7 protein-coding genes are annotated in these 12512 nt (G+C 73.0%); 4 read left to right on the forward strand and 3 right to left on the reverse strand.

Going from position 1 to position 12512, the window contains the following annotated elements; genetic code table 11:
* Positions 1-2 precede the first annotated feature (2 nt).
* The 4 genes from metH to AC2EAQ_RS10515 all read left to right on the forward strand — a co-directional run bounded on the left by metH (position 3) and on the right by AC2EAQ_RS10515 (position 6715).
* Complete coding sequence (gene metH, locus AC2EAQ_RS10500; RefSeq protein ID WP_484643145.1) at positions 3-2726, forward strand: methionine synthase; 2724 nt, start codon at positions 3-5, stop codon at positions 2724-2726.
* A gap of 152 nt (positions 2727-2878) precedes the next feature.
* Positions 2879-4645 carry a DUF1800 domain-containing protein gene (locus AC2EAQ_RS10505; RefSeq protein ID WP_484643148.1) on the forward strand — a complete coding sequence of 589 codons (1767 nt, stop codon included), beginning with the start codon at positions 2879-2881 and terminating at the stop codon, positions 4643-4645.
* Between the two features lie 11 nt (positions 4646-4656).
* Complete coding sequence (locus tag AC2EAQ_RS10510) at positions 4657-6207, forward strand: DUF1501 domain-containing protein (protein WP_484643150.1); 1551 nt, start codon at positions 4657-4659, stop codon at positions 6205-6207.
* 52 nt (positions 6208-6259) lie between these two features.
* Entirely contained in the window at positions 6260-6715 is a 456-nt protein-coding gene (locus AC2EAQ_RS10515) for a glycine zipper 2TM domain-containing protein (protein ID WP_484643152.1), read from the forward strand.
* Positions 6716-6757: 42 nt separating this feature from the next.
* Here the strand turns inward: AC2EAQ_RS10515 and AC2EAQ_RS10520 are convergent, their stop codons facing one another.
* Genes AC2EAQ_RS10520 through AC2EAQ_RS10530 form a run of 3 tightly spaced genes read right to left on the reverse strand, consistent with a single transcriptional unit; the run spans position 6758 to position 12509 of the window.
* Positions 6758-9379: an alpha-amylase family glycosyl hydrolase gene (locus tag AC2EAQ_RS10520; RefSeq protein WP_484643155.1), complete on the reverse strand. Its 2622-nt coding sequence runs from the start codon at positions 9377-9379 to the stop codon at positions 6758-6760.
* Positions 9376-11538 (reverse strand): GH92 family glycosyl hydrolase, encoded by a 2163-nt coding sequence (locus tag AC2EAQ_RS10525; RefSeq protein ID WP_484643157.1) that lies wholly within the window; start codon positions 11536-11538, stop codon positions 9376-9378. Before AC2EAQ_RS10525 ends, AC2EAQ_RS10520 begins: the two co-directional genes overlap by 4 nt.
* A gap of 35 nt (positions 11539-11573) precedes the next feature.
* Entirely contained in the window at positions 11574-12509 is a 936-nt protein-coding gene (locus AC2EAQ_RS10530) for an alpha/beta hydrolase (RefSeq protein WP_484643159.1), read from the reverse strand.
* Positions 12510-12512 lie beyond the last annotated feature (3 nt).

Below are 12512 nucleotides of genomic sequence, written 5' to 3' on the forward strand. Positions count from 1 at the left end.
CAATGACGACGACACCGCCCCCGCCCCCGCCGCTTCGCCTGTCCGGCCTCGAGCCCATCGCCATCGGCGCCGGGTCGCTGTTCGTCAACATCGGCGAGCGCACCAACGTCACCGGCTCCAAGGCCTTCGCGCGGCTGATCCTCGCCGGGCAGTTCGAGGAGGCGCTGGCCGTGGCGCGCCAGCAGGTGGAAAACGGCGCCCAGGTGATCGACGTCAACATGGACGAGGCCATGCTCGACAGCAAGGCAGCCATGGTGCGCTTCCTCAACCTGATGGCCGGCGAGCCCGAGATCGCGCGCGTGCCGGTGATGATCGACAGCTCCAAGTGGGACGTGATCGAGGCCGGCCTGCAGTGCATCCAGGGCAAGGGCATCGTCAACTCGATCTCGCTCAAGGAGGGCGAGGCCGAGTTCCGCCGCCAGGCCACGCTGGTGCGCCGCTACGGCGCCGCCGCGGTGGTGATGGCCTTCGACGAGCAGGGCCAGGCCGACAGCTTCGCGCGCAAGACGCAGATCTGCCAGCGCGCCTACCGCATCCTGGTCGACGAGGTGGGCTTCCCGCCCGAGGACATCATCTTCGACCCCAACATCTTCGCCATCGCCACCGGCATCGAGGAACACGACAACTACGCGGTCGACTTCATCGAGGCCACGCGCTGGATCAAGCAGCATCTGCCCGGCGCCAAGGTCAGCGGCGGCGTCAGCAACGTGAGCTTCAGCTTCCGCGGCAACGAGCCGGTGCGCGAGGCCATCCACACCGTGTTCCTGTACCACGCCATCAAGGCGGGCATGGACATGGGCATCGTCAACGCCGGCATGATCGGCGTGTACGACGACCTCGACGCCGAGCTGCGCGAGCGTGTCGAGGACGTGGTGCTCAACCGCCGCAAGGACGCCGGCGAGCGCCTGATCGAGATCGCCGAGCGCGCCAAGGGCCTGGCCAAGGACGACTCCGCGCGCCTGGCGTGGCGCGCGCTGCCGGTGGACCAGCGCCTGTCGCATGCGCTGGTGCACGGCATCACCGAGTTCATCACCGCCGACACCGAGGAGGTGTGGCAGGCCGTCAATGCGCGCGGCGGCCGCCCGCTGGAGGTGATCGAGGGCCCGCTGATGAGCGGCATGAACACCGTGGGCGACCTGTTCGGCGCCGGCAAGATGTTCCTGCCCCAGGTGGTGAAGAGCGCGCGCGTCATGAAGCAGGCGGTGGCGCACCTGCTGCCCTACATCGAGGCCGAGAAGAACGCCCTGGTGGCCGCCGGCGGCGAGGCCCGGCCCAAGGGCAAGATCGTCATCGCCACGGTCAAGGGCGACGTGCACGACATCGGCAAGAACATCGTCACCGTCGTGCTTCAGTGCAACAACTTCGAGGTCGTCAACATGGGCGTCATGGTCCCGTGCCAGGACATCCTCGCCAAGGCCAAGGTCGAAGGCGCCGACATCGTCGGCCTGTCCGGCCTGATCACGCCCAGCCTGGAGGAGATGCAGCACGTGGCCGCGGAGATGCAGCGCGACGACTGGTTCCGCATGCGCAAGATCCCGCTGCTGATCGGCGGCGCCACCACCAGCCGCGTGCACACCGCGGTGAAGATCGCGCCGCACTACGAGGGCCCGGTGGTCTACGTGCCCGACGCGTCGCGCAGCGTGGGCGTGTGCAGCGACCTCACGTCCGACGCCCGCGCGGCGAAGTTCATCGCCGACCTCACCGCCGACTACGAGCGCGTGCGCGCGCAGCATGCCGGCCGCAAGGCCGCACCGCTGGTGGGCCTGGAGCAGGCACGTGCCAACCGCACGCCGATCGACTGGGCCGCCTACGTGCCGCCGCGCCCGCGCTTCCTGGGTCGCCGCGTGCTGCGCAACGTGGACATCGCCGAGCTGGTGCCCTACATCGACTGGACGCCGTTCTTCCAGACCTGGGACCTGGCCGGGCGCTTCCCCGAGATCCTGCGCGACGAGGTGGTGGGCACCGAGGCCACGCGCGTGTACGCCGACGCGCGGCGCATGCTGCAGCGCCTGGTCGACGGCCGCTGGCTGCAGGCCCACGGCGTGTTCGGCCTGTACCCGGCCACCCGCGTGGCCGACGACGACATCGCCTTCCATGCCGACGAGTCGCGTGGCGAGCCGCTGATGGTGTGGCACGGCCTGCGCCTGCAGACCGAGCGCCCGGTGGTCGACGGCGCGCGGCGCCCCAACCGCTGCCTGGCCGACTACGTGTCGCCGCGCGGCGACGACTACGCCGGCATGTTCGCGGTGAGCATCCACGGCGTCGAGAAGAAGGAGGCGCAGTTCCTCGCCGACCACGACGACTACTCGGCCATCATGCTCAAGGCGCTGGCCGACCGGCTGGCCGAGGCCTTCGCCGAGCGGCTGCACCAGCGCGTGCGCACCGAGTTCTGGGGCTATGCCAGCGACGAGACCCTGTCCAACGAGGACCTGATCGCCGAGCGCTACCGCGGCATCCGCCCGGCGCCGGGCTACCCCGCCTGCCCGGACCACCGCCCCAAGACCGACCTGTTCCGCGTGCTCGACGCGGCCGAGGTCGGCATGGGCCTGACCGAAAGCCTGGCCATGACGCCGGCTTCCAGCGTGTCGGGCTTCTACCTCGCACACCCCGAGGCGGTGTACTTCAACGTCGGCACGATCGGCGCCGACCAACTGGCCGACTGGGCGCGCCGCTGCGCGCTGGACGAGGCCCAGGCGCGCCGCGCGCTGGCGCCGCTGCTGGGCTAGCCTTGCATCGGCTGTGACGGCGGGTAACGCCTGCCGCCGCCGCCAACAACTGCACACCGCGTCGAGCGCCGCAACGGAAGAATGCGGCCACCGCGTGAACCGTTGGCGCCGCATCGCGCGGCCCGCGGGCTGCCGCGCGCTCTGGGGGTTGCATGCAGGACGTTCTACAAGCCCGACCGGCGCGCCGCCTGCGCCGGGGTCTGGCGGCACTGGCTCTGGCACTTACGGCGGCCGCCTGCGGCAGCGGCGGCGGTGACGACGACGCGGTCGGCGGCAACGGCGAGATGCCGGCGTCGCGCGAGGCCGCCGCACGCTTCCTGACCCAGGCCAGCTTCGGCCCCACCGAGGCCGAGATCGACCGCGTGATGCAGCTCGGCTACGGCGCGTGGATCGACGACCAGTTCAGCGGCCGCACCGTGTCCGCGCACCGTGCCGCCTGGGAGGCGGCCGACGCGGCGGCCAAGGCGGCTGACCCGACCAACCCCAACGCCGGCACCTACCAGAACGGCACCATCAACGCGTTCTGGCGCGCCGCCGTGAGCGGCCAGGACCAGCTGCGCCAGCGCGTGGCCTTCGCGCTGTCGCAGATCATGGTGATCTCGATGGTGGATGGCGGCGTCGGCGACGACCCGCGCGCGGTGGCGGCCTACATGGACATGCTGGCCGACAAGGGCCTGACCAGCTACCGCGAGCTGATCGAGGCGGTGTCGCTGCACCCGATGATGGGCATCTACCTGTCGCACCTGCGCAACCAGAAGGCGGACCCGCGCACCGGCCGCGTGCCCGACGAGAACTACGCGCGCGAGGTGATGCAGCTGTTCTCGATCGGCCTGGCCGAGCTCAATGCCGACGGCACGCCGCGCACCAGCGGCGGGCGGTCGGTGGACACCTACACGCCGGCCGACATCGCGGGCCTGGCGCGCGTGTTCACCGGCTGGAGCTGGGACTGCCCGGCCTTCCCGAACAACAACTGCTTCTATTCGGGATCGAGCGGCGGCACGAGCGACCCCGACCGCGGCTTCAAGGCGATGCGCGGCTACGCCAGCTTCCACAGCACCGAGGCCAAGACCTTCCTCGGCCGCACCATCGCCGCGCAGACCACCGCCGACCCGGCGGCCAGCCTGCGCGACGCGCTCGACACGCTGGCCGCGCACCCGAACGTGGGCCCGTTCATCGGCAAGCAGCTGATCCAGCGCCTGGTGACCAGCAATCCGAGCCCGGCCTACGTGTCGGCGGTGTCGGCCGCCTTCGCCAACAACGGCAACGGCGTGCGCGGCGACATGCGCCACGTGGTCAAGACGATCCTGATGCATCCCGAGGCGCGCCAGACCGGCAGCAGCGCGGGCAAGGTGCGCGAGCCGGTGCTGCGCCTGGCGGCGTTCCTGCGCGCGTTCGGCTTCCGCTCCGACAGCGGCGAGTACCGCGTGGGCAACACCGACAACCCGGGCACTCAGCTCGGCCAGACGCCGATGCGCTCGCCCTCGGTGTTCAACTTCTACCGCCCGGGCTACGTGCCGCCGGGCACCGCGGCGGCCAGTGCCGGTCTCGCGGTGCCGGAGATGCAGATCGTCCACGAGACCACCGCGGCGGGCTACGTGAACTACATGCGCGACAACGTGTCGCAGGGCGTCGGCTCGTTCGGCGCCACGCAGAACCGGCGCGACCTGCAGGGCGACTTCGCCGGCGAGATCGCGCTGGCCGAGCAGCCGGCGCAGCTGGTGGCGCGCATCAACGCCAAGCTGATGTACGGCACGATGCCCGCGGCCCTGGCCAGCGAGATCGAGGCCGCGGTGGGCTCGATCACCATTCCCACGGCCACCGGTAGCAACCAGGCGCAGATCGACAGCGCGCGGCGCAACCGCGTCAACGCGGCGATCTTCCTGACGCTGGTGTCGCCCGAGTTCCTGGTCCAACGCTGAGCGAGGCCCGCATGCTGATCCAACCCAAGGCTTCGCGCCGCGTCTTCCTGCGCCAGGCCGGCGCGCTGGCCACGATGGGCGCCGCGTCGCCGCTGGCGCTGAACCTCGCGCTGATGAACAGCGCGGCGGCGCAGAGTGCCGGCGACTACCGCGCGCTGGTGTGCATCTTCCTGTTCGGCGGCAACGACGCCTACAACATGGTGCTGCCCACCGACGCCTCGTCGTGGTCGGCCTACAGCGCCACGCGCAACCAGGCACCGGACTCGATCGCGCTGCTGGCGCCGGGCACGGCCGCCAATGCCGGCGCGGCCACCGGCTCGCCGGCCCGGCTGGGCGGCGTGCTGCCGATCGCGCCGCTCAACCCGCAGGGCCGCACGTTCGCGCTGCACCCCTACCTGGGCGCGCTGCGCACGATGTTCGATACCGACCGGCGCCTGGCGATCGTGCCCAACGTCGGGCCGCTGATCACGCCCACCACCAAGGCGCAGTACGGCAACGCGTCGCATCCGCGGCCGGCCAGCCTGTACTCGCACAACGACCAGCAGAACACCTGGCAGTCGTTCCAGCCCGAAGGGGCCACCGTGGGCTGGGGCGGACGCCTGGGCGACCTGCTCGCGTCGAGCAACCAGCGCGCGATCTTCACGTCGATCTCGGCCAGCGGCAATGCGGTGTGGCTGTCCGGCCAGAACGTGCGCCAGTACCAGGTGGGCAACAGCGGCGCCATCCGCATGGGCAGCGACGCCAACGGCCGCATCTACGGCTCCACCGCGGTGGCGCAGGCCATGGAGCGCATCGTGCGCGGCAGCCGCGGCGGGCATGTGTTCGAGGGCGATCTCGCGTCGGTGTCGCAGCGCTCGATCGACGCCGAGCTGGCGCTGCGCAGCGCGCTGCGGCCCGCGTCGGACCCGTTGTTCGGCACACCGCCGGCCAGCGGCAACTACAACGCCAACAACGACCCCAAGCTGCGCTACACGCCGGACCCGCTGGTGCCCGGCACCACGGCGGCGAACCCGCTGGCGCAGCAGCTGCAGATCGTGGCGCGCATGATCGAGGCGGCGGGCAACGCGGGCATCGGCGCGCGGCGCCAGGTGTTCTTCGTCAGTCTCGGCGGCTTCGACAGCCACGACCTGCAGAACCGCAACCACGCCGACCTGATGGCGCGGCTGGCCCATGCGATGGCGTACTTCGACACGACGCTGGGCGCGCTGGGCCTGCGCAACAGCGTCACCGCGTTCACCGCCAGCGACTTCGGCCGCACCTTCACCAGCAACGGCGACGGCACCGACCACGGCTGGGGCGCGCACCACTTCGTGATGGGCGGCGCGGTGCGCGGCGGCGACCTGTACGGCGCCTTCCCGGTGCTGGGGCCGAAGAACGCCAACAACAACAACTTCGATTCGAGCCCCGACCAGCTCGGCAACGGCGCGCTGCTGCCCACCACGTCGGTGGACCAGTTCGGCGCCACGCTGGCGCGCTGGTTCGGCGTGGCCGACACCGACCTGGGCCAGGTGTTCCCCAACATCGGCAACTTCTCGGGCCGCAACCTCGGGTTCATGGTGTAGTCCGCACCGGCAGGCGTATCGTTATGGGGTTCGCATCCCCAGGAGACCCACGATGACCCGCCTGCACCTGTCCGCCGTCGCCCTTTCTGCCCTGCTGGCGCTGCCGGCCTGGGCCACCGACGCCAAGCCCGCCGCCGCGCCGCCGAAGGTGGTGCAGGGCGTGACCCTGGCCAAGATCTGCAAGGACTGCGGCGTGGTCACCAACGTGCGCAGCGAGCGCCGCAAGGGCGAGGCCAGCGGCGTGGGTGCCGTGGGCGGCGCCGTGGCCGGCGGCGTGGTCGGCAAGAGCGCCACCGACAGCACCGTGGGCACCGTGGGCGGTGCCGCGGTCGGCGGCATCATCGGGCACGAGATCGAGAAGCGCGCCAAGAGCCACCGTGTGTGGATCACCACCGTCACCCTCAAGGACGGCAGCGTGCGCAAGTTCGAGACCAACGCCAACACCGTCTGGAAGACCGGCTCGGTGGTGGAAGTCGAGAACAACCGCCAGCTCAAGCTGGTGAAGTAGCCTGAGCCGATGCCGCCGGGCTGCGGCACGGCGGCAGCTGCCTCAGCGCAGCGTCACCGGCCCTGCGGCGTCCATCACCTTCGGGTCGCGCTCGCCGCCGCCGCCCATCGCGAAGGGTGCCGCGTCGCGCCCGAGGGCGCGCCAGCCGCCGTCGTAGTCCCAGGTGGTGACGTACACGCGCGCGCCGGCCAGCGTGGCCGGGTCGCCCAGCGCGGCCGACGCGATCTCGAACGTGACCGTGCGGCGCAGCGCGTCGCTGCGGATCGACGCGGCCGGCGTCAGTGGCGTGCCCTCGGCGTCCGGCCCGGCGCCGTCGGCGCTGAACAGCGCATTGGTCCAGCCATGCGCGCGCAGGCGCAGGTGCCAGCGCATGCCGGCGGGCAGCGTGCCGTTCTGGCCCGGCATCGCGGTGGCGCCGCCGCTGCGGCCGGGCAGTTCCACGAACACCGAGAACGCCACATGGTCGAAGCCGTTGGCGGGGTTCCACACCCGCGTCAGCGAGGCCATCTCCACCTCCACGCGCAGCGCGCCGCCGGCGCCGCTGACGCGCAGGTGGCGGATGTCCATCTGCCGCGGCGCGAAGCTCTCGTGCGTGGGATAGGCGTAGCGGCCGTCGGGGCCGCGGTCGTCGCCGGCCGGGTCGGCGGCGTCGGCCAGCTCGCGCCAGGGCAGCGCCACGCGCATCGGCTGCGGCGGTGACGCGGTACCGGCCTGCGGATCGAACACCACCACGCGGTGCGTGCGCGACGCGTCGGTCATGCGGCGCGTGTCCACGCGCTGCGTGAAGCGGCCCTGGGCGTCGGTGGCGATCGGCTGTGCGCGCGCGAGGTCGCCGTCGACCACGAGCAGCGGCTCCCGGCCCGCGCCGATGGTGCCGGAGGCGGCATCGGCCCGGACCGCGACGCGGCCCGTCACGTCGATGTCGGCCGTGACCGGCTCGCGCGGCGTGGGTGCCAGCGCCGGCGCGGCGCAGGCCGGCGGCGGCGCCTCGTCGTCGGGCTCCACCAGCCAGACCCGGCCGCTGCGCGGCGGCAGGCGCAGGTGGACGCGGCCGTCGCAGCCCGCGCGCACCACCGGCAGCGCGGCGCCGTCGATGTCGAACACCGGGCGCAGGCGCAGCCGGCCGGTGCCGAGGTCGAGGTTGTCGAGCAGGCGCTCGTTGGCGGCGGTGTTGAACGCCACGATGGCGGCGCGCCCCTCGTGCTCGGTGCGCCAGGCCAGCGCGCCGGGGCCGGCATGGCTGGCATGCACCACGCGCGGCGTGCCGCGCGACAGCAGGCGGTGTTCACGCCGCAGCGCGATCGTCGCAGCGGTGTAGCGGAACAGCGGCGAGGCGGTGTCGAAGCGGTCGCGCCCGCCGGAGCCCCAGCCGCGCCCGAACATCGCCGCGCGCTGCAGCGTGAAGCCCTGCTCGGTGCCGTAGTAGACGACCGGGATGCCGGGCAGGGTCATGACCGCCAGCAGCGCCTGCTTTAGCGCCGCCTCGTCGGCGCCGGCCAGGAAGCGGTCGACATCGTGATTGTCGATGAAGCTGGGCAGCCGGTGCGGGCTGACGCCGCGCGTGCCGGCGGCCACCATCGACTCGATGCGCGCGCCGAGGTCGGCCGTGGGCCGGCCGCGCGCGAAGGCCTCGTGCAGGCCGGCATAGAGCGGGAAGTTGAGCATGCCGCCCATGCGCGGCTGCCCGCGCTCGCCGCGCACGTAGGACTCGAGCTTGGCCGAGAAGCGGTCCTCGCCCGGCGCGTCGATGCCGAAGCCCTCGCCGAAGACGAGGAAGTCGCGCCGCCCGGTGCGCCGCGCCACCTCGGCCATGCCCGGCGCTCGCGCGTCGCGCGAGAAGATGAAGTCCTCGAAGAACTCCGGCGGCACGTGGTAGGCGGTGTCGACGCGAAAGCCGTCCACGCCGACCTCGCGGATCCACCAGCCGTAGCTGTCGCGCAGCGCGCGCCGCACCACCGGGTTCTCGGTGTTCAGGTCGTCCAGGCCCGAGGTCTGGAAGTTGAGCTCCTCGTCGCGCCGCGTCACGTCGCGGATGGCCGGGGTCCAGTGGTAGATCGCGGCCCGGCGGTGTGCGGGCTTGCGCGGGTCGATCAGGTCGAACGGCGGCTGCGTCGGCGCGGCCGACGGACGCGAGCGCGGGTTCAGGCGCAGGCCACGCGTCGGGTCGTTCGCGCGCCAGCCCGGGCCGTACTCGAAGTGGTTGCCGGTGTGGTTGACGACGATGTCCTGCACCAGCACCATGCCGCGCCGGTGCAGCGCGTCGGACAGGCGGCGGTAGTCGGCCAGCGAGCCGAGGTGCGGGTCCATCTTCTTGAAGTGCTGGGCCCAGTAGCCGTGGTAGCCCCAGTAGCCCAGCATCGGGTCGTACCACTGGTTGAGCACCGGCGGCGTGATCCACACGCCGGTGGCGCCCAGGGCCTGCAGGTAGTCGAGCCGGCGCTGCAGGCCCGCGAGGTCGCCGCCGTTGACCTTGTCGCCGCGCGTCGGGTCGTAGGCGCCCACGCCCTGGTCGTTGTTGCGCGGGTTGCCGTCGTCGAAGCGGTCGGTCATGACCATGTAGAGCACCTGGTCGCGCCAGTCGGGCGAGGGCACGTGCAGCTTCAGCGGCTGCGCGTGCGCGCCGAGCGCGGCCGCGCAGAGCGCGGCGCCAAGCAGGTGATTCATCGGTCGTCTCCCAGCAGCAGCAGGCCGCCGCGCGCCAGCATCTCATGCGGCAGGGCGGTGCGGTCGAGGTTGCGGCCGTCCAGCCGCGCGCCGGTGGGCAGCCCGCCCGCGGGCCGGACCACCAGCACCCGGCCCGAGGCCAGCGCGATCCGGGCTTCGCGCACCAGCGGCACGCCGGCCACGTAGGTGGCCGAGGCCGGCTGCACCGGATAGAAGCCGAGCATCGCGAACACCAGCCACGCGCTCATCTGGCCGCAGTCGTCGTTGCCGACGATGCCGTCGGCGCCGGTGCCGTAGAAGCGCTGCACGATGTCGCGCACCAGCGCGTGGCCGCGCGCCGGCCGGTCGGTGAAGGCATAGAGCCAGGGCACGTGGTGGCCGGGCTCGTTGCCGTGCGCATAGGCGCCCACCAGCGCCTCCTGCCCGAGATGCTTGTCGGCGTGGCGCACCTCGATCGAGAAGAAGCGGTCGAGCCAGTCGCCGAGCCCGCGCGCGCCGCCGAGCGCGTCGCGGAACCCGGCCGCGTCGTGCAGCGCCGGCGTCGCGGTGTATTGCCATGCGTTGGCCTCGGTGTAGTCGCCGGGGTTGTTCATCGGCGAGGTGGCGGCCAGCGGGTCGAACGGTGTGCGCCAGCGCCCGGCGCTGTCCTTGCCGCGCATCGTGCGCGTCTCGGGGTCGAGCAGCAGGCGCCAGCCGCGCGCGCGCTGCGCGAAGCGGCTGGCGGTGTCGGCGCGGCCGAGCTGCGCGGCCACCCGGGCCACGGCGTCGTCGCCCCAGCCGTACTCCAGCGTGCGCGACACCGACTCGCCGCCGTCGAGGTCGAACGGCAGGTAGCCGAAGCGCTCGTAGACGGCCCAGTCGCGCTGCGCCCAGTCGGGCGCCTGTGGCCGCGGCCGCGTGGACGTGTCCACCATCGCGGCCAGCAGCGCGTCGCGGTCGGCGTCGCCGGCCAGGCCCTTGGCCAGCGCGTCGGCCAGCACCGGCAGGGCCGGGTTGCCGATCATCGTGTGCGTCTCGCGGCCCCAGGCCGTCCACAGCGGCAGGTAGCCCTGCTGCCGGTGGTGCAGCAGCAGGGTCTGCACATAGCCCGGCACGCGCTCGGGCACCAGCAGCGTGTGCAGCGGGTGCACCGCGCGCGCCGTGTCCCACAGCGACAGCGTGCTGTCGTAGCGCGCGCCGGGGGCCTGGATCACGTCGCCGCGCGGGCCGCGCACGCGGCCGTCGGCGTCGGCGATGTTGGACGGGTGCAGCATCGCGCGGTACAGCGCCGAATAGAACAGGCGCTGCGTGCGCGCGTCGGCGTCGATGAGCACGCGGCCGAGCAGCGCGTCCCAGCGCCGGCCGGCGTCGGCGCGCGCCTGCTCGAAGCTGCGGCCGTCGTCGCGGGCAAGGTTGGCGCGCGCGCCGGCCACGTCCACCGTGGACAGCGCCACGCGCGCCTGCAGCACGCGGTCGCGGCCCAGGTCGAAGCCGAGCACCAGGCGCGGCGCCCGTTCGCCGGCACGCGGCGGCAGGGTCAGCACCGACCGCGCCGGCCGGCTGAAGCGCAGCACGAACGAGGCCTCGCGCTCGACCCAGTTGCGCGAGTGCACGGTGCCCGACACCTCGCCGGCCGCCGCGTCGACGGCGACGTCGGCGCGCGTGACGCGCGGGCCCTCGGCGAAGCGCAGGCCGTGCTGCAGGTCCACCAGCACCTGCACGCGGCCGGGCGCGTCGAAGGTGTAGCGGTGCAGCGCCACGCGCTCGGTGGCGGTGAGTTCGACGCGCACGCCGTGCTCCGGCAGCCGCACCGCGTAGCGGCCCGGCGCCGCCGTCTCGCGGCGCGCGTCCTTGGCGGCGGAGAAGTCGGTGCTGCCCTCGTGCCAGCGCGTGCCGTGGGCCGGCATCAGCAGCACGTCGCCCAGCTCGGGGATGCCCGCGCCGCTGATGTGCGTGTTGGAAAAGCCGAGGATGCGCGGCGCGCGCTTCTGGTAGCCGCTGCTGTAGCTCCAGCCGCTGTCGGCGTTGTCGGGGCTGGGCGCGACCATGCCGAAGGGCACGCTGGCGCCCGGGAATACGTGGCCGGTGCCGTCGGTGCCGATGAAGGGGTCGACGTGGCGCGAGGGTCCGGCGGCCGCGGCGCCGGTGCTCACCAGCAGGGCGGCCAGGGCCGCGAGCACGCGGTGCCTCGTCGGGCGGGCCGTCGCGGCGCGCATCAGCGGTCGCGCATCACGAACGCCAGCACGTCGCCCAGCCGCGCCGCCCAGTCGCGCTCGTTGTGGCCGGTGCCCTCGAACACCTGCACGCGCGCCTCGCCGGGGCCGTAGCCGCGCTGCCGCAGCACGGCGCCGGCGCGGTCGAGCCAGGGGGCGTACAGCGAGTCCAGCGCGTCGGTACCGCGGTCGATGTGGACGCGGTGGGCGCCGGCGGCAGGCAGCGTGGCGCCGAACTGGTCGAGCAGGGCCAGCGGCAGCGCCGAGTCGCGCGCCGCCTCCAGGCCCCAGGCCGTGGGCTTGCCCACCCAGTGCGCCGACAGCGCCGCGGCCGCGCCGAACACCTGCGGGTGTTCGCACATCGCATACAGCGAGATCAGCCCGCCCATGCTCGAGCCGGCGATGGTGGTGGCCTCGCGGCCCGGGCGCGTCGCGAAGCGGCGGTCGATCGCGGGCTTGAGCTCGTCGACGAGGAAACGCAGGTAGGCGTCGGCCTGCGAGCGGCCGTTCGACGCGCGCTCCACGTACTCGCGCCGCGACGCTTCGGGTGCCCGCGCCAGCGCCTTCTCGGGGAAGTACTCCGCGTAGCGCTGCGCCGGCACGTTCCACACGCCGACGACGACGGTGGGCGGCAGCCGCCCGGCCGCGATGCCGGCGGCGACGGCCTGGTCCGCGTGCCAGGCCTGGCGGTTCCAGGTGGTCGACGCGTCGTACAGCATCTGGCCATCGTGCAGGTAGAGCACGGCATGGGGCGTGCGGCCGTCGTAGCCCGGCGGCAGCCACACGTCCACGTGGCGGGGCGCGACATGGCGCGAGCCGAAGTCGGCCAGACGCTCGATGCGGCCGATCGCCGGACGGGGCAGCGGCGCAGCGGTCTGCGCGGCCGCGAGGGCAGGGTCGACGGTTATGGCGGAAAGCAGGAGGTGGCGGCGCTGCATCGG

It is taken from the genome of Aquabacterium sp. T101 (assembly GCF_057219775.1).